General features: G+C 70.8%; 18 protein-coding genes. 6 read left to right on the top strand and 12 right to left on the bottom strand.

Annotation, left to right across the window (positions count from 1 at the left end):
- The first annotated feature begins 10 nt into the window (after positions 1–10).
- Positions 11–400: a DUF7522 family protein gene (locus IEY12_RS09045; protein ID WP_188882892.1), complete on the top strand. Its 390-nt coding sequence runs from the start codon at positions 11–13 to the stop codon at positions 398–400.
- Position 401: 1 nt separating this feature from the next.
- Here the strand turns inward: IEY12_RS09045 and engB are convergent, their stop codons facing one another.
- Positions 402–1,019, bottom strand: a complete 618-nt coding sequence (gene engB / locus IEY12_RS09040) for a GTP-binding protein EngB (protein WP_188882887.1) — start codon at positions 1,017–1,019, stop codon at positions 402–404.
- A gap of 105 nt (positions 1,020–1,124) precedes the next feature.
- Between engB and IEY12_RS09035 the strand changes: the two genes are divergently transcribed.
- Positions 1,125–1,874 carry an SIMPL domain-containing protein gene (locus tag IEY12_RS09035; protein WP_188882885.1) on the top strand — a complete coding sequence of 250 codons (750 nt, stop codon included), beginning with the start codon at positions 1,125–1,127 and terminating at the stop codon, positions 1,872–1,874.
- 41 nt (positions 1,875–1,915) lie between these two features.
- Entirely contained in the window at positions 1,916–3,214 is a 1,299-nt protein-coding gene (locus tag IEY12_RS09030) for a TIGR00341 family protein (RefSeq protein ID WP_188882883.1), read from the top strand.
- Here IEY12_RS09030 and IEY12_RS09025 read toward each other — a convergent pair.
- The 5 genes from IEY12_RS09025 to IEY12_RS09005 all read right to left on the bottom strand — a co-directional run bounded on the left by IEY12_RS09025 (position 3,211) and on the right by IEY12_RS09005 (position 5,974).
- A complete protein-coding gene (locus tag IEY12_RS09025) occupies positions 3,211–4,200 on the bottom strand; it encodes an NOG1 family protein (RefSeq protein WP_188882880.1) in 990 nt (329 codons plus the stop codon). The two genes, IEY12_RS09030 and IEY12_RS09025, sit on opposite strands and share 4 nt — an antisense overlap.
- Before the next feature lie 129 nt (positions 4,201–4,329).
- Positions 4,330–4,656: a phosphoribosyl-ATP diphosphatase gene (hisE, locus tag IEY12_RS09020; protein WP_188882878.1), complete on the bottom strand. Its 327-nt coding sequence runs from the start codon at positions 4,654–4,656 to the stop codon at positions 4,330–4,332.
- Positions 4,653–5,045 carry a bifunctional nuclease family protein gene (locus IEY12_RS09015; protein ID WP_188883401.1) on the bottom strand — a complete coding sequence of 131 codons (393 nt, stop codon included), beginning with the start codon at positions 5,043–5,045 and terminating at the stop codon, positions 4,653–4,655. The genes hisE and IEY12_RS09015 overlap by 4 nt, the downstream gene beginning before the upstream one ends.
- Before the next feature lie 116 nt (positions 5,046–5,161).
- On the bottom strand, positions 5,162–5,761 hold the full coding sequence (pdxT, locus tag IEY12_RS09010) for a pyridoxal 5'-phosphate synthase glutaminase subunit PdxT (RefSeq protein ID WP_188882876.1): 600 nt from the start codon (positions 5,759–5,761) through the stop codon (positions 5,162–5,164).
- Between the two features lie 48 nt (positions 5,762–5,809).
- Positions 5,810–5,974 carry a preprotein translocase subunit Sec61beta gene (locus IEY12_RS09005; RefSeq protein WP_188882873.1) on the bottom strand — a complete coding sequence of 55 codons (165 nt, stop codon included), beginning with the start codon at positions 5,972–5,974 and terminating at the stop codon, positions 5,810–5,812.
- 165 nt (positions 5,975–6,139) lie between these two features.
- Here IEY12_RS09005 and trxA point away from each other — a divergent pair, with 165 nt between their 5' ends.
- On the top strand, positions 6,140–6,409 hold the full coding sequence (trxA, locus tag IEY12_RS09000; RefSeq protein ID WP_188882871.1) for a thioredoxin: 270 nt from the start codon (positions 6,140–6,142) through the stop codon (positions 6,407–6,409).
- 115 nt (positions 6,410–6,524) lie between these two features.
- Here trxA and npdG read toward each other — a convergent pair whose 3' ends face one another.
- Both npdG and IEY12_RS08990 read right to left on the bottom strand, forming a co-directional pair.
- The gene (gene npdG / locus IEY12_RS08995) at positions 6,525–7,193 is read right to left on the bottom strand and encodes an NADPH-dependent F420 reductase (protein WP_188882867.1); all 669 of its coding nucleotides are present in this window, start codon (positions 7,191–7,193) and stop codon (positions 6,525–6,527) included.
- 54 nt (positions 7,194–7,247) lie between these two features.
- Positions 7,248–7,607: a hypothetical protein gene (locus IEY12_RS08990; RefSeq protein ID WP_188882865.1), complete on the bottom strand. Its 360-nt coding sequence runs from the start codon at positions 7,605–7,607 to the stop codon at positions 7,248–7,250.
- Between the two features lie 109 nt (positions 7,608–7,716).
- Here IEY12_RS08990 and IEY12_RS08985 point away from each other — a divergent pair, with 109 nt between their 5' ends.
- A complete protein-coding gene (locus IEY12_RS08985) occupies positions 7,717–10,986 on the top strand; it encodes a glucodextranase DOMON-like domain-containing protein (RefSeq protein ID WP_188882863.1) in 3,270 nt (1,089 codons plus the stop codon).
- 78 nt (positions 10,987–11,064) lie between these two features.
- Here IEY12_RS08985 and IEY12_RS08980 read toward each other — a convergent pair whose 3' ends face one another.
- Positions 11,065–11,934, bottom strand: coding sequence for a TIGR01548 family HAD-type hydrolase (locus tag IEY12_RS08980; RefSeq protein WP_188882861.1), 870 nt, complete (start codon positions 11,932–11,934; stop codon positions 11,065–11,067).
- Between the two features lie 35 nt (positions 11,935–11,969).
- Positions 11,970–12,371, bottom strand: coding sequence for a UPF0146 family protein (locus IEY12_RS08975; RefSeq protein WP_188882859.1), 402 nt, complete (start codon positions 12,369–12,371; stop codon positions 11,970–11,972).
- Positions 12,372–12,410: 39 nt separating this feature from the next.
- On the opposite strand from IEY12_RS08975, the gene IEY12_RS08970 reads away from it, so the two are divergent.
- Positions 12,411–12,932, top strand: coding sequence for an archaemetzincin family Zn-dependent metalloprotease (locus tag IEY12_RS08970; protein ID WP_188882857.1), 522 nt, complete (start codon positions 12,411–12,413; stop codon positions 12,930–12,932).
- Positions 12,933–13,099: 167 nt separating this feature from the next.
- Here the strand turns inward: IEY12_RS08970 and IEY12_RS08965 are convergent, their stop codons facing one another.
- Both IEY12_RS08965 and IEY12_RS08960 read right to left on the bottom strand, forming a co-directional pair.
- A complete protein-coding gene (locus IEY12_RS08965) occupies positions 13,100–14,152 on the bottom strand; it encodes a Vms1/Ankzf1 family peptidyl-tRNA hydrolase (RefSeq protein ID WP_188882854.1) in 1,053 nt (350 codons plus the stop codon).
- Between the two features lie 129 nt (positions 14,153–14,281).
- The gene (locus IEY12_RS08960) at positions 14,282–16,096 is read right to left on the bottom strand and encodes a ribosome biogenesis/translation initiation ATPase RLI (RefSeq protein ID WP_188882852.1); all 1,815 of its coding nucleotides are present in this window, start codon (positions 16,094–16,096) and stop codon (positions 14,282–14,284) included.
- Position 16,097 lies beyond the last annotated feature (1 nt).

Below are 16,097 nucleotides of genomic sequence, written 5' to 3'. Positions count from 1 at the left end.
ATGGCGGGCCATGGAAGAGGAGCGGGTGTCGCCGGCGCTACCGGATCGACTACGCGACCGACTCGGGGACAGCCTCCGCTCGGTCGTCGGCTACACGCGAAACGACTACACCGTCCACTACCTCCGCGACGACGTCGCCGCCGACTACGACGACGCGGAGATCGCGCGCGGCGTCGAGGAGATGCGCTTCGAGTCCCTCGAAGCCGAGTACGTCAACGACCTCTTCGCCGAACGCCACGGCGAACTCCGCTGTAACGTCACGTTCTTCGAGGACGCCGTCGAGTTGAACTTCCCCCTCTCGGAGACCGAGGGGCTCGCGGTGGCCGTCGATGCCGACCACTTCGCCCGCCAGGACTCCTTCGTGCAGTACGTCCTCGACCTCGTCACCGACGCCGAGTGACTCAGAAGAACTTCTTCAGGTCGTCGCGCTTCGCGTCCTCGAGGTGGACGCGGATCGCCTCGTTCAGCGCGGTGATGTCGCCCGTCTTCGCGGTGATCGGCGCGACGGTGTCCCGCCACTGCTCCCACGGCGGCACGAGGCCGAAGCGATCCGCGATGTCGTTCAGGCGCTCGTCGCGGTCGTCGACCTTGTCCATCTTGTTGACGGCGAGCACGGGCGGGATGCCGAGCTCGCGCAGGAAGTGATAGAGCTCGACCGTGTGCGGGATCTCGTCCTCGGTCGTGTGGCGGTCGATGATGTCGACCGCCGCCTTCCCGTCGAGGACGACGACGCCCGCGAGGATCTTCTCGGCGTTCTCCTCGACGTATCGGACGATATCGGTCTTGATGGCCTCGCGGCGCTCGTCCTCGACGCCGGACATGAAGCCGAAGCCCGGGAGGTCGGTGACGACGAAGGACTCGGACGCCCAGTCGTAGTGGTTCGGCGAGCGCGTGACGCCCGGCTTCCCGCCCGTCGTGAAGTCGTGGCCCGTTATCTCGCGCATCAGCGTCGACTTCCCGACGTTCGACCGCCCGAGGAGGACGACCTCGGCGTCTCGGTCCGGTCGCGTCTCGAACATACGACCGATAGCCGGCGCGCGGGGTTGTGTCTTTCGTCGCGCGAGGGGACAAACGGTCGTTTGACCCTCCGAGACGTTGACGTTCCCCGCCGCGTACTGAGTCGTATGCGTCGCAACCTGACCGTCCTCGTCGCAGTCGTCGTCGCCGTCGGCGCCGTCACCGCCGGCGTCGTCGCCGCGAACCCCGGGGCTCCCGCCGCCACGGCCGCCCCGCAGAACGCACAGAACGCCACCACCATCGACGTCTCCGCGTCCGGGTCCGCGTCCGCCGAACCCGACACCGCCGTCGTCTCCGTCGCCGTCGTCGCCACCGCCGACTCCGCCGACGCCGCGCGCGCCGCCGTCGCCACGAACGCCTCCACGCTCCGCGACGCCCTCGCGGACGCCGGCGTCGCGGCCGACGACGTCGAGACCACGACCTACCGCGTCACCGAGCGGACCACGCGAGCCCCCGACGGCACCACGTCCAGCGAGGGCTACGAGGCCGTCCACGGCTTCGCGGTGACCGTCGACGACCCCGACCGGGCCGGTGACGTCCTCGACGCCGCCGTCGCCGGCGGCGCGAACCGCGTGAACGGCGTGCGCTTCACGCTCTCCGAGGAGACCCGCGCCGACCTCCGCACGCAGGCCATCGAGTCCGCGATGAGCGACGCCCGCACGCAGGCGAGCGCCGCCGCGACCGCCGAGAACCTCACCGTTACCGGCCTTCGGAGCGCGTCCGTCGGCGGTGGCTACGGCGTCCCCGTCGCGTACACGAGCGCCGGCGACAGCGCGGGCGGGAGCGCGCGCACCGCCGTCGACGGCGCCCCCGTCTCCGTCACCGTGAGCGTGCAGGCGACCTACACCGCGAACTAGTCCCCCTACGCTTTTGCTGGCCCCGAGCGCACGTCGGACCAGTGCGACTCGTTCAGGTCATCATTCCCGCTGGGAAGCGCGAGACGATCCTCCGCGAGCTCGAGGAGCGCGACATCGACTACGTCGTCACCGACGAAACCGGGAGCCAGGGCTACACGGGCGTCGTCTACTTCCCGCTCCCCACGAAGGCCGTCGAGGACGTCCTCGGCGCGCTCCGCGACGCCGGCCTCGAGCAGAACGCGTACACGGTCGTCGTGGACGCCGAGACCGTCGTCTCGAAGAAGTTCGAGGAGCTTCAGGAGCGCTACGAGGAGGAGGAGTCCGAGGACCGCATCGCCCGCGAGGAGATAATCGCGACCGCACAGGACCTCGCGCCGCGCCTCGTCCCCTTCGTCGTGATGACCGTCGTCTCCGCCGTCGTCGCCACCGCCGGCCTCCTGCTCGACTCGCCCGCCGTCGTCGTCGGCTCGATGGTCATCGCGCCGCTCATCGGGCCCGCGATGGCGACGAGCGTCGGCACCGTCGTCGACGACCGCGAGATGTTCCTGCGCGGCGTCAAACTCCAGACCGTCGGCTTCCTCACCGCGGTCGCCGCCGCCGCCGGCTTCGCCTATCTCGCGCGCGTCGTCCACCTCGTCCCGCCGCTCTCGCCCGAGGAACTGCTCGCCATCGGCCAGATACGCGAGCGCCTCAGCCCCGACTTCCTCTCGCTCGCCGTCGCGCTCGGCGCCGGCGTCGCGGGCGCGTTCAGCCTCTCCTCCGGCGTCTCCTCCGCGCTCGTCGGCGTCATGATCGCCGTCGCGCTCGTCCCGCCCACCGCCGTCATCGGCATCGGGCTCGCGTGGGGTCTCCCCACGACCGTCATCGGCTCGACGGTGCTCGTGCTCGTGAACTTCCTCTCCATCAACCTCGCGGCGCTCGCCGTCCTCTGGTACCAGGGCTACCGGCCCGAGCGCTGGTTCCGCCTCAGTGAGGCCCGCAGCGCGACGCTCAAGCGCATCGGCGTCCTCCTCGCCGCGATCTGCGTCCTCTCGCTCTTCCTCGGCGGCGTCACCTACACCTCCTACCAGCACGGCCAGTTCGAGGAGAACGCCCGCGACACCGTCCAGGGCACCTTCGACTCCGAGGAGTACGCGGCGCTCTCGCTCGTCGAACTCACCGTCACCTACGAGCGCACGCCGTCACCGTTCGCGGCGCCGAACCGCGTCGTCCTCACGGTCGGGAGACCCGGCGACGGGAGCTATCCCGCGCTCGCGGAGACGCTCAAAGAACGGATACGCGAGACGACCGGGCGGAGCGTCGGCGTCCAGATACGGTTCGTCGAAACGCAGAGCGCCTAGTCGCGCGTCGGCAACTCGAGCTCGTAGCCCGTCGCGTCGATGGCCGCGCCGAGGGCGTCCTCGACGCCCTCGCCCGTCTCCACGCTCATGTAGGCGTCCGCCTCGACGTCCGTCGAGAGGTCGCTCTTGTTGCAGACCGTGAGGAAGCCGACGCCGTCCTCGTCCGACTCGTCGTCGGTGTCCACGAACGTCGCGCGGACGTCCTCGCGGAGCGCGAGCTGGTCCTCGAGCGGGTAGCCGCAGGTCGCGGAGGCGTCGACCATGAACAGGACCGCGTCCGCGAGGTGCGTCAGCGCCGACACCGCCTGCTCCTCGATGGCGTTGCGCTCGTCGGCCGGCCGGTCGAGCAGACCCGGCGTGTCCACGAGCTGGTAGCGGATGTGGTCGCGCTCCACGTGCCCGACGCGCACCGCCTTCGTCGTGAACGGGTACTGCGCGATCTCGTTGCGCGCGTTCGTCACGTCGTTCACGAACGAGGACTTCCCGACGTTCGGGTAGCCGGCGACGACGATCGCGGGCTCGTCCGGTCGGATGTCCGGGAACGTCTTCAGCTCGTCGCGGGCCTCGTTGAGGAACTGGAGGTCGTCCTCGACCTCGTCCATCACGGAGCCCATCCGCGCGAACGCCTGCTTGCGGAGCTTGCGCGCGAGGTCGGGGTCGTCGCGGGGGAGGCGGCCGATGTACTCGCGGCCGAGCGACTTCGTCTTCCGCGACGCCCACGTCACCTCCGAGAGGTGCGTGCGCGCCTCGTCCACGCCGACGACGGCGTCCGCGAGCTCGCGGTAGAACGGGTCCACTTCGTCGAAGTCCGGCCACGCCGTCACGACGTTCTCCAGGTTGTCCGAGAGTACGTTCGACGCCGTCTGCAGCATCGACTCCTGGGCCTCGACGCCCGACTTCGCCCGGCCCGCCCGCGCCGCCCGCGAGAACGCCTTGTCGAGTAGTTCCTCCGACGTGGGCGTCGTCGGGAGGTCCTCGAAAATCATGAGCGTGGATACGACGGCGAGACGTAAAAGGGCACGTATCGACCGCTCACGCCGTCACGAAGCCACACACCGCCCGCATCGTCGCGAACCGCCCGGACGAGAGCGCGGGCGGCACGCGGTATCCCGGCCTTACCCGCGTCGCTCCCGGAGGACGTCGAGCAGTTCCTCGACGTCCACGTCGTGCATCGAGAGCGCGACGAGCATGTGGTAGACGACGTCCGCGCCCTCCTCGGCCATCTCCTCGGCGTCGTCGTCCTTCGCCGCGAGGATGAACTCGGTCGCCTCCTCGCCGACCTTCTCCAGGGTTCGGTTCTCGCCCTTCTCGTGCGTGAACAGCGACGCCGTGTAGGAGCCCTCGGGGAGGGTCTCCTTGCGGTCCTCGATGACCGCGAAGAGCTCCTCGAGCAGGTCTGCCTCACCGTCGCTCGCGCCGCCCGCGTCGTCGGTGTCGCTCACTGCGCGCTCACCTCCCGGATGTCCTGCAACTCCTCGAACTCCCCGCGAGCGCGCCGGCCCGCCTCGAAGACCGCCGGGGCGACCGATATGGGGGCGTTCGTCCGCACGGCGAGCGCGAGCGCGTCGCTCGGGCGCGCGTCCACGACCGTCGTCCCGCGCGGCGTCCGCAGGTGGACGTCCGCGAAGTACGTCCCGTCCTCGACGTCGCGGACGACGACGCGCTCGAGGCGGCCGCCGAGCTCCTCCACGACGTCAAGCGTCAGGTCGTGCGTCAGCGGGCGGCCGACGTCCTCGGCGTCGAGGCCGCGCGCGATGCTCAGCGCTTCCTCGAACGCGATGAAGATGGGGAGGACGTCCGTCTCGCCGACGTCCACGAGCACGACCGGCATCGGGCCGTCCGACGTGCCCGCGACCTTCACCGCGTCGACGGTGGCCGCGAGGCCGTCCGCTCCGCGGTCGTTCACGCCGTCCGCGCCGTCGGCTCCCGCCGCGTCGTCGCGGTCGCTCACAGCACCGCCTCCGCGTTCTCGAAGAACGCGAGGTCGTGGAGGCGGGCGTCCGCCGTCAGTTCGGGGTGGAAGGACGTCCCGACGACGGGACCGTCCCGGATCGCCACGGGCCGCTCCTCCCACGTCGCGAGCACGTCCACGTCGTCGCCCACCGCCGCGATGAGCGGCGCGCGGATGAACACCGCGGGGAACGGCTCCGCCAAGCCCTCGACGTCGAGGGGCGCCTCGAAGGAGTCCTTCTGGCGGCCGAACGCGTTCCGGTCGACGGTCGCGTCCACGAGGTCGAGCGTCTCCACGCGCTCGTCGCGCGCGTCCCGCGAGGCGACGATGAGGCCCGCGCAGGTCGCGAGCACGGGCTTGTCGGCCTCGACGTGCGCGACGATCTCCTCGTCGATACCCTCGCGCTCGAGGAGCCGCGAGATCGCCGTCGACTCCCCGCCTGGCAGGAGGAGGAGGTCGCACTCCGGGACGACGCCCGAGTGGCGGACCTCGCGGACGACGGCCTCCTCGCCGTGGTTCGCGGCCGCGCGACGGATCGCGTCGGCGTGCTCGGAGACGTCGCCCTGGACGGCGACGACGCCGGCTTCGAGTGTCATACTGCCCCCGTTGGGGCGGCGCGTGAAAAAGGCTCCCGGGTCGGTCGTCTAGACGGTGAAGATGTTCAGGAGGATGACGAGGACGCCGAAGAGCGCGCTGAACGCCATGATGGCCTTCGGGTCGATGCGGATCGCGTTGCGCCCCTCGGACTCGAAGTACCGGACGAGTCCGGCACTCGACATCAGCCCGCCGGAGTTCTGGCCGCTGCTCATACGCACCGTATGCGCGCGGACGCACCTAAGTCCTCGCATTCGACCGTCGTCATGCCGTGAATACCCGATAGACGACTTGACACACCCGGTGACGGCGTCGTCGCGCGGCGCTCGCCGGGTGAGTAATCCTTATCGGCGTGGCCCGGCCTAGTTCGGGGTAGAACGATGACTGTCACCCTGAAGGACTTCTACGCCGACTGGTGTGGCCCGTGCAAGACGCAGGACCCCATCCTCGAGGACCTCGAGGAGGAGTGGGGCGACCGCGTCGACTTCGAGAAGGTCGACGTCGACGAGAACCAGGACGTCGCCAACGAGTACCAGGTGCGGTCGATCCCCACCATCGTCGTCGAGAACGACGACGGCGTCGTCGAGCGCTTCGTCGGCGTCACGCAGGCCGACAAACTCGAGGACGCCTTCGAGGAAGCCGGCGCGTAAGCGACGGCCGGCGTAGGAGTCCACACCGACCATCCCGTTTCTTTCGACGCTGTCCGCGTAGCGACGGCGCTCCGCGCTGAACGTGACTATCCGTCCGCGAGTCCGCCCCTCTCGCTTAGAGGTAGCGGACGCCGACGTCGTGCATGCCGTCGTTGTTCATCGCGATGTTGATGACGAGGGGCGTGACGGACTCGACTTCGGGGGCGTTGGCGACGCCGCCGGCTTCGAGCGCGCGCAGGCCCTCGATGTCGTCGGCGAGGCCGACCACGAGCTCGCGGGCGTCCTCGTCGTCGCCGACGACGAGCGTGTCGAGGTCGAACTCGACGTCGAGGTTGGCGAGGCGGTCGGCGGCGAGGTTGTGGAACGCGCCGACGACGGGTACCTCGCTCGGGGCTTTCTGCTGGACGAGCGCGGTGACGCTGCCGACGCCCGGCGGGTTGTAGTGCATGCCCTCGTCGTCGCGGCTCATGCCGACGGCGGGGCTGACGAGGACGGTGTCCTCGTCGATGACGTCCGCGATGTGCTCGACGACGTCGCCGACGTGGTAGGCGGGGACGGCGAGGACGACGATGTCGGCGCGGTCGGCCGCCATCTCGTTGTCGAAGCCGTTGACGGTGCGCTCGAGGCCGCGACTGTCGAGTTCGGTCTCGTACTCCTCGGCCTTCGCGCGGGCCTTCTCGGGGTCGCGCGAGCCGATGATGACGTCGTGGTCGCTGTCGTAGGCCCAGCGGAGCGCGAGGCCTTCGCCGATGTCGCCGGTGCCGCCGAGTAGCGCGATACGCATACCGGTGGGTGGGCGGCCGCGCGAATAAGGGTTCTGTGATGCGCGACGGTTGCCTCAGTCTCGGAGGCGGTCGTACCCCCCGGCGACGGTGAGGCCGCCGGCGACGAGGCCGCAGAGGAGCGCGAGACACTGGAGGAGGAGGCGCGCGGGGTCGCCGGGCGTGGTGAGGACGGCGGCGACGAGGCGCCCGAGGGCGAACGTGGTGAGGGCGGCGACGCCGAGGGCGACGAGCAACCGCCGGCGGACGTCGCCGCGGTCGTGGGCTTCCTCGAGGAGGAGGTGGACGGCGGGGACGGTGAGAACGGTGGTGCCGAGTCCGAAGAGGACGAGCGTGCCGGGCGGGAGGCCGAGCGCGGCGGCGAGGACGAAGGAGACGAGGAGGCCGCCGGCGAGCGTGCCGCGTGGTCGTGCCATCGTCTTCTCTCTCGGCCGGGGCTACATCGACCCTGTGGAAATACGACGGGTGTATTGTTTCTTCACTTATCGAAAGATCTTTTACTATCATTGTTGTTCATTCGGTTCGATGCGAGACAGCGACCTGTCACGACGGAGCTGGCTGAAGACGGTCGGTGCGGGGGCGGCCGCCGCCGCGCTCGGGACCGGCGTCGGTGCCGCCGAGCGCCCCGTCCCCACGGGCGGCGCGGACGCCTACTGGACGACCGGCGAACAGTACGGCGTCGGGACCGTCCCCGACCACGGCGCCGAAACGCGCTCGCGCGTCTGGTACACGCTCACTGAGGGCGCACTCGCGCAGGTGCGCTTCCCGCGCGTCGACTTCCCGAGCGTCCGAACGCTCGACTTCGTTGTCGCCGCCCCCGACGAGTCCTACGCCGCGCGCACTCACGAGGTCGACCGGACCGACGACGACCCCGTGGAGCGGTCGGTCGAACCGTCCGCTGACGACGCCCTCCTCTTCGAGCAGACGGCGCGCGACCCCGAACGCGGGTGGGAGCTCGCCGTCGAGTACGCCGCGACTCCGGATGGCGACGCCGTGCTCGCCGACGTCCGCTTCGACGGCGCGGGCGGCGAGTACGACGTCTACGCGCTCTGCGACCTCGCGCTCTCCGAGTCCGGGATGGGCGACGCCGCGAGCGTCCACACGCGCTCGACGGCGCGCGGGAAGGCGGAGGGCCACGGCAACGAGACGACCGGCCACGAGTCGTACGCGCTCACGGCGAGCGCGACCGGAGCGTACGACGACTCGGCCGTCGTACTGGACGAGAACGGTGACCCCTACCACGTCGCGGCGGCCCTCGCGTCGCGCCGCGGCTTCGACTGGGGGAGCGTCGATGTCGTCGGCGGCGACGCGGTCCGCCCGCTCCTCGCCGACGGCGCGCCCGACGCCCGCCACGCGAACGCCGAGGGGAACGCCGTCCTCGTCGGCCGCCTCGGGAGCGGCGTCGCGCGCCTTGATGACACCGTCGCGCTCGGCTTCGCCGCGAATGCCGAGGAGGAGCGCGCGCTCGCGGAGGCCCGACGCGGTCTGAAGCGCGACTTCGCGGCGACGCGCGCGCACTACCGGAACTCGTGGCGTGAGTGGCTTCGCGGCATCGACACGCCCGATGCCGTCGCCGGCGACGACGTCCTCGAACCCCAGTACCACTTCGCCGCGATGACGCTGAAGGCCGCCGAGTCGAAGCAGTTCCCCGGCGCCGGTCTCGCCGCACTCTGCGTGCCGTGGGGTGGCGAGGTCCGGGCGAACGGGCCCAGCGACTACGGCTACAACTTCGTCTGGGCGCGCGACCTCTACCAGTCCGCGACGGCGTTCGAGGCGATGGGCGACGTCGAGGCCGCGACGGCCGCCATAGAGTACGTCTACGAGTACCAACAGCAGGACGACGGCTTCGTCCCGCAGAACACCTTCATCGACGGCCGGACGCGCTGGGGCGGCGAGCAACTCGACGAGCACGCCCTCCCGGGTCTCCTCGTCCACCAACTCGTCGAGCGCTACGGCCTCACCTTCGACGACGTCGCCTTCGACTACGCGGACGTGAAGGCGACCGCCGACTACCTCGCGGCGAACGGCCCCGTCACCGGGCAGGAGCGCTGGGAGGAGGAAGGCGGTCTCTCGCCGTCCACGGTCGCCGCCGAAATCGCGGGCCTCGTCGCCGCCGCTCACCTCGCCGACGGCGAGGGCGAACGCGGTGACGCGCTCGTCTACCTCGCGCTCGCCGATCACTGGCGCGCGAACACCGCCGAGTGGATGGCGACCGAGGAGGGAACCGAGCGCCACACGGAGACGCCCTACTACGTCCGCGTCACCGACGACGACGACCCGGACGACGGCGCGGCGCGCGCCCTCGCGAACGGCGGGCCGACCCTCGACGAACGCGACGTCATCGACGCGGGTTTCCTCGAACTCGTCCGCCTCGGCGTCGCGCCCGCCGACGACCCCGTCGTCGAGAACTCCGTCGCCGTCGTCGACGACACCCTCCGCGTCGAGACGCCGCACGGGCCCGCCTTCTACCGCTACAACGGCGACGGCTACGGCGAGCAGGCCGGAGAGAACTATCCCCCGGGCGCGCCGTGGAGCCTCGACAACGCCGGGAAAGGGCGGCTCTGGCCGATATTCACCGGCGAGCGCGCCGAGTACGAACTGCTCGCCGGCAACGAGGACCCCGAGGCACTCCTCCGGACGATGGCTGGATTCGCGAACACGGGGCGGATGCTTCCCGAGCAGGTCTGGGACCGCGAGGAACCCACCGCGTACGGCTGGACGTTCGGCGAGGGCACCGGCTCGGCCACCCCGCTCTCGTGGAGCATGGCGCAGTTCGTCCGCCTCGCGCACTCCATCAACGCCGGCGAACCCGTCGAGCGCCCCGCCTCGGTCGCCGCGCGCTACACCGAGGGCGAGACCCCCGAGGGCCCCGCACTCGACGTCGAGTTCCCGCCGAAGGCCGTCGGCTCTCGCGACGTCACCGTCTCCGGCACCACCGAGGGCGCCGAAGTCGTCGTGCAGACGCCCGTCGAGACGGTCACCGCCGACGTCTCCGACGGGTCGTTCAGCGTCGACGTCCGCGTCGCCGCCGGCGAATCCGCCATCACCGTCGTCGCCGCGACCGGCGGTGCCGTCACCGACGCCGGCACCACCGTCGCCCAGCGAACCGTCGCCTACCTCGACGTCGGTGACCTCGTCGCCGAGTTCGACGACCCCGCAGGCGACGACCACGGCCCCGGCGACTACACCTACCCCACGGCGGGCGCGTTCGGCGACGGCGCCTTCGACGTCGACTCCGTCGCCGTCTACGAGACCGCCGACAGCTACCAGTTCCTCACGACACTCGGCGGCGACCTCACGAACCCGTGGGGCGGACGCGGCTTCAGCCTCCAGACCTTCCAGTTCTACGTCAGCGACCCCGACGCTACCGGCGGCACCACCGACGCCCGGACGGGCGTGAACGCGACGTTCGAAGCGCCCTACCAGCGGCGCGTCGTCGCCGAGGGCTGGGTCGCACCCGTCGTCGAGGACGCCGACGGCGCGACGCTCACCACGGACGTCTCCGTCACCGCCTACAGCGCCATCGACGCCGTTCTCGTCGACGTCCCCAAGTACGCCCTCGGCGGGTCGCTCGACGGGAAGCGCCTCGCCGCGCTCCTCTGTCCGCAGGCCGGCAGTCAGCCGGGGCGCATCCGACAGGTGTCGGCGTCGAACGGCCCCTACAGTATCGGCGGCGCGGAGAACGCGAACGCGCCGAACGTCGTGGACCTCGTGACGCCGGACGGCGTGACGAACGCCGACGCGCTCGCCTACACGGCCACGGAGAAAGCGACGATCCCGTACGTCGACCTCTGATCGACGGCGACGCCGGACACTTCACCGACGCGCCCCGTGGGGGCACGCGCGGACGGTTCCACGCCGCTCCCGGGTCCGCTATCCGTCGAGAAGGTCCGGGAGGTCGTTCACGGAATCGACGACGACGTGCGCGCCCGCGTCCTCGTACTTCCGTCGCCCCTCCTCGCCAGTGAGGCCGCCCGTGAGGACGCCGACGCCGTAGTAGGTGCGCGCCGGGTCCGCCTCGCGGGCGTTCACCGCCGTCTCGACGTCGTCGAGCGTGTCGCCCGCGAACGCCACCGCCTCGGCGTCACAGCGCTCCGCGAGCGCGACGAGCGCGCGCGGATGCGGCTTGCCCTCCTCCCAGTCGTCCATCGTGAAGCGCCGTTCTTCGGGTATGTCGAGGCCGACGCGCTCCAGGGCGATTTCGGCCTCCGCCTCCGGGCGGCCCGTGAGCACGCAGACGGCGTACTCGCTCGTGAGGCGCTCGACCGTCTCCGGCGTGACGATGACGGGTTCGTCCGCGATGAACCCCGACGCCTCGACGGGTGGCTCCCCGCCCTCGATCTCCCGGTAGCGCTCGCTCCCGAGGTAGAGCGCCTGAAAGACCTCGCGCAAGTGGTTGGGGTCCCAGTCGCCGTACGCCCGCTCGCGCGATTTCGCGTCGAGCGCCGCCGCGACGACCGCCTCGGCGGCGTCGAGGCCGCCGCCGTGCTTCCCGATCTCGGCCGTGAACGCCTCGAGACTCATCGCGAGCCCCTCGCGCTTCGCGAGGACGAACAGTGCGGCCGCGTCCGAGAGCGCCCAGTCGTTGTTGAAGCCGCCCGCGTCCTTGAACGCCTGCACGCCCGCCTTCGGGATCGTCTCCCCGTGGACGCGCTCGACGCTCTCGACGATCGCGCGCCGATAGGAGTCCGCGACGTCCACGAGCACGCCATCGACGTCGAGCACGACGGTGTCGACCTGCATACTCGGTGTTCGGAGTCCGTCCGGCAAAGGGATTGCTACCTCCCCGGCGCGTCCGACGCGACGAACACCGTCTCTCCCCGGACGCTTCGACGCTCGACCGGAACCGCCGGCTGGTCGAGGCCGAGCGTCGTGAAGAGGCAGTCCGCGCCCGCGTCGCGCGCGACCGCCCGGAGCGGTCGATGGAGTTCCGGGGGGCAGTTCAGCGCGTAGACGGCGTCCGCGTCCGCGTACACGCCGCTGTCCGGTTCGGTGACGTCGTCGCGGACGAACGCGACGCCCGGCGGCGTCTCGCGCGCCACGACGTCCGTCGCGCGGACGTCGCACCCGCGAGCGGCGAGCTCGCCGGCGACGCCCGGCCGCCGTCCGACCCCGACCTCGACGAGGGCGTCGTACCCCGCGAACTCGTCCACGAGTGCGTCTCTGAGCGTCTCGCCCACGGCGGGATATTTATGAGTCGAGACGGCATAGCCCTTCGCATGCGCGTCGATATCGTCCCCATCGGCGACGTCCCCGCGACGGTCAAGCGCGAGGCGTCCGCCGGCCTCCGCCGGGTCTACGACTGTGACGTCTCCGTCACCGCCGAGCAGGGCGTCCCCGCCGACGCCTACGACACGGCCCGCCGCCAGTACCGCGCGGAGCCGTTCATCGAGGTCGCCCGACGGAACGGCAACGGGGACAAGAACGTCGCCGTCACGCCCGTCGACCTCTTCTACCGCCAGCGCAACTACGTCTTCGGCCTCGCGTACCTCGACGGCCGCGGCTGCGTCGTCTCCACCCACCGCCTCCAGACCTCCTCCGACGGCGGGTTCAGCCAGCGCTCCGCCGCCGACATCTTCGCCGACCGCGTCCGCAAGGAGGTCGTCCACGAGATCGGCCACACGCTCGGCCTCGAGCACTGCGACAACAACCGCTGTGCGATGAGCTTCTCCCCGCAGGTCTCCGAAGTCGACCGGAAGGAGGAGACGCTCTGCGGGAGCTGCTCCAGCTCCGTCTTCTGACGCCCACCGCGCGACGCCCACGGGACGATACTCGTCGCTCCTTGCCCGAGAGCTGACGCCCGAGCACGCGCCCACGTCGCGACGTTCTCTGACGACGTCGATGGTGCGCCCCGCGCAACCCGGCGACGGCCGCGCCACCGCCCGCCCCGTCGCCGCGCTCACCCCGCTCACTCGACCGGGAACCGCAGGAGCGCGCCGACGTCGCCGAACGCCCGCGCGAAGCGCGCGCCGCCCTCCACGCGCTCGGAGACGACCACCACGTCTCCGCCCTCTTCGTCCGCCCGTTCGGCGTAGCGTTCGCGCGTCGCCGCGTCCACGTCCGCCGCGATGAGGAGGCGCTCGACCGCGCCGTAATCGAGGGCCTCCCCGACGCGCTCCTCGCCGTACGTCACGTCGCCGTCCGGCAGTCGCGAGAAGAACTCCGAGAGCGCCCGCTGTGCGCGCTCGTGCGTCTCCCCCGCGTCCCCGCTCGCCGCCGCGAGCCGTTCGAGGCCGCGCTCACCCGCGTACTCGACTGCGTACGTGCCCGTGACGCGCTCCGCCAACCGGTCGGGGAGGTAGTCGCCGTCGCGGAACGCCTCGACGGTGACGTGCGTCCCGCCGAGCGCGAGAGCGTCCGGGTCGTCGAACTCCCGCCCCGCCGCCTCGCCCACCGACGCGAAGAACTCGCGTGTTCGCTCCTCGCGACGCCGGCGGAACCGGTCGGCCGACTGCCCGCCCGCGCGCGTCTTTCCCGGCACCGCGCTCTCGAACGTCTCCAGCGTCTCGACGCCGTCGCCGTCGAGGCGGCCGACGGCCGCGCCCCCGCGCTCCACGACGACGAGACCGACCGTTCGACGTGACGCCCCGTGGCGCTCCAGCGGCGCCGTCACGAACGCGTTCCCGTGCTCGAAGACGCCCTCGTCCACCCGGCCGGGCGGGTCCGTGAAGACGTACGTCTCGAGGCTCCCGTCCACGACGCCCGCGTAGACGACGAGGCCGTCCTCGGGCGTTTCCGCGACGCGATGGAGTTCGCGAACGGCGCGCTCCAGCGCCCGCTTCAGCGGCCCGCTCGCCCGCCCGTCGAGGTACTCCGCCTTCGCGTGCGCCTCCTCGACGCGCTCGAGCGTCGGCCCGAGCGCCGCGTCGTGGGGCACCGCAACCGACACGAGTCGGTCGCCGTCCGCCGACGCCCCCTCGACGGCCTCGATGCGCTCCGCGCGCGACAGCGACGTCCGCATGGCTGACGGCTAGCGGGAGAACGCGGAAAAGCCGAGGGGCCGACCGGGAGGCGACGCGGTGTCGTTTCGGGTGGACCGCCTGCTGGAGCCGTCGCACCCGGCGGTGGAGGCCCGGCGAGCCCCGACCCGCTACTGCGTGTAGTAGTATTCGCCGTCGCGCTTCTGCTGTTTGTCCTTCTGACTCCCGGGCTTGTTGATGCGCGGGCGGCCGATGTTCTCGTCGCGGCGGAACGTGATGTCGAGGTTCGCGAGGAACTCGTTCATCCCCTCGCGCATCCCCTTCGGCGTGCTCGCGTAGCCGTTCGCGGCGGGTTCGCCATCGAAGACGAGCAGGCGGTCGGAGAGGAGGTCGATGGTGTAGATGTCGTGGTCGATGACCATGACGCTGGTCTCGTGGTTCTCCGCGTAGCGCCGGATGGCGCGCGCCGCGAGGACGCGCTGCTCGACGTCGAGGTGCGCGCTCGGCTCGTCCAGCAGGTAGAGGTCGGCGTCGCGCGAGAGCGTCGCGGCGATGGCGACGCGCTGGCGCTCCCCGCCGGAGAGGTCCGTGAGGTTCTGCTCCATGATGCGCCCGAGCTGGAGGGGGTTCGCGATCTCCGTCTCCCAGTAGGAGGAGCCGAAGTCGTCCGTGATCGAGGAGAGGAACGCGTCGACGCGCATGTGCTGGTCGACCTCGACGTACTGGGGCTTGTACGCGATGTCGAGGTCGAGGTCCAGGTCGCCCTCGTCGGGTTCGAGCTTGCCCGCGAGGAGCTTCGCGAACGTGGACTTCCCGATGCCGTTCGGGCCGAGGATGCCCAGCACCTCGTTGCGGTTGATGACGCCGCCCTCGACGTCGAGCGTGAACTCGCCGTCGCCGTAGGACTTCGACATGTCCGGGTACTCGACGAGCGCCTCCGAGCGCGAGGTGACGCGCGGCGCGTGCTCCTCGAACTCGATGCTCTCCGGGCGGATGCGCATGTTCTCGTTGTCGAGGTAGCCACGGAGGTACTCGTTGATGCCGTTGCGCGTCGATTTCGGCGTCGTGATGACGCCGTACGCGGACGGCTCACCGTAGGCGACGTGGATGCTGTCCGCGAGCAGGTCGAGGACGGCGAGGTCGTGCTCGACGACGAGCATCGCCCGATCGTCGTCCTCCGCGAGCTCGCGCACGAGGCGCGCGGCGGTGACGCGCTGGTCGATGTCGAGGTAGGGCGTGAGCTCGTCGAGGAAGTAGAAGTCGGCGTCGCGCGCGAGCGTCGCGGCGAGCGCGACGCGCTGGAGCTCGCCCCCGGAGAGCGTGTCGATGTCGCTGTCGAGGACGGGCTCGATGGAGAGGCGCTCCGCGAGTTCCTCGAGGACGCCGCGTTCGTCCGCCGACGCGAGGAGTTCGCGCGTCTTCCCGTCGAAGCTCTTCGGGATCTGGTCGACGTACTGGGGCTTGCGCGCGACGTCGATGTCGCCGTCGCGGACGCCCTTCAGGAACGGCTGGAGCTCGGTGCCGCGGAACTCGTCGATGACGGCGTCCCACTCGGGAGGCTCGGCGAAGTTCCCGAGGTTCGGCGTGATCTCGCCGCCGAGCGCCTTGATCGCGGTGGACTTCCCGATGCCGTTCGGGCCGAGGATGCCGGTCACCTTCCCCTTCTCGGGGATGGGGAGCCCGTAGAGCGCGAAGGAGTTCTCCCCGTAGCGGTGGGTCGGCTCGTCGCCGAGTTCCTGTGGGAGGTTGATGATCTCGATGGCGTCGAACGGGCACTTCTCGACGCAGATACCGCAGGTCTCGCCGAGGCAGATCTCCTCGGAGATCTGGATCTGGTCGGGGCCGCCGACGTCGGCGTCCTCGCCGCGCTGCGTGATGCACTCCTTGCCCGTGCGGTTGGGCGGGCAGAAGTTCGAGCACTCGTAGTTACAGCGGTCGGGTTGACACCGGTCGAGGTCGACGACCGCGATGCTGTCGTCGGCCATG

Source organism: Halarchaeum grantii (genome assembly GCF_014647455.2).
GTDB lineage: Archaea > Halobacteriota > Halobacteria > Halobacteriales > Halobacteriaceae > Halarchaeum > Halarchaeum grantii.
Note: the sequence above shows the minus strand (reverse complement) of the source record. Positions and strands in the feature narration are given on the sequence as shown.

What these genes read in the sequence shown, in the direction of transcription:
- IEY12_RS09045 (WP_188882892.1), top strand. Translation starts at nt 11, where the DNA reads ATGGAAGAGGAGCGGGTGTCGCCGGCGCTACCGGATCGACTACGCGAC.
- engB (WP_188882887.1), bottom strand. Translation starts at nt 1,019, where the DNA reads ATGTTCGAGACGCGACCGGACCGAGACGCCGAGGTCGTCCTCCTCGGG.
- IEY12_RS09035 (WP_188882885.1), top strand. Translation starts at nt 1,125, where the DNA reads ATGCGTCGCAACCTGACCGTCCTCGTCGCAGTCGTCGTCGCCGTCGGC.
- IEY12_RS09025 (WP_188882880.1), bottom strand. Translation starts at nt 4,200, where the DNA reads ATGATTTTCGAGGACCTCCCGACGACGCCCACGTCGGAGGAACTACTC.
- IEY12_RS09015 (WP_188883401.1), bottom strand. Translation starts at nt 5,045, where the DNA reads ATGCCGGTCGTGCTCGTGGACGTCGGCGAGACGGACGTCCTCCCCATC.
- pdxT (WP_188882876.1), bottom strand. Translation starts at nt 5,761, where the DNA reads ATGACACTCGAAGCCGGCGTCGTCGCCGTCCAGGGCGACGTCTCCGAG.
- IEY12_RS09005 (WP_188882873.1), bottom strand. Translation starts at nt 5,974, where the DNA reads ATGAGCAGCGGCCAGAACTCCGGCGGGCTGATGTCGAGTGCCGGACTC.
- trxA (WP_188882871.1), top strand. Translation starts at nt 6,140, where the DNA reads ATGACTGTCACCCTGAAGGACTTCTACGCCGACTGGTGTGGCCCGTGC.
- npdG (WP_188882867.1), bottom strand. Translation starts at nt 7,193, where the DNA reads ATGCGTATCGCGCTACTCGGCGGCACCGGCGACATCGGCGAAGGCCTC.
- IEY12_RS08990 (WP_188882865.1), bottom strand. Translation starts at nt 7,607, where the DNA reads ATGGCACGACCACGCGGCACGCTCGCCGGCGGCCTCCTCGTCTCCTTC.
- IEY12_RS08985 (WP_188882863.1), top strand. Translation starts at nt 7,717, where the DNA reads ATGCGAGACAGCGACCTGTCACGACGGAGCTGGCTGAAGACGGTCGGT.
- IEY12_RS08980 (WP_188882861.1), bottom strand. Translation starts at nt 11,934, where the DNA reads ATGCAGGTCGACACCGTCGTGCTCGACGTCGATGGCGTGCTCGTGGAC.
- IEY12_RS08970 (WP_188882857.1), top strand. Translation starts at nt 12,411, where the DNA reads ATGCGCGTCGATATCGTCCCCATCGGCGACGTCCCCGCGACGGTCAAG.
- IEY12_RS08965 (WP_188882854.1), bottom strand. Translation starts at nt 14,152, where the DNA reads ATGCGGACGTCGCTGTCGCGCGCGGAGCGCATCGAGGCCGTCGAGGGG.
- IEY12_RS08960 (WP_188882852.1), bottom strand. Translation starts at nt 16,096, where the DNA reads ATGGCCGACGACAGCATCGCGGTCGTCGACCTCGACCGGTGTCAACCC.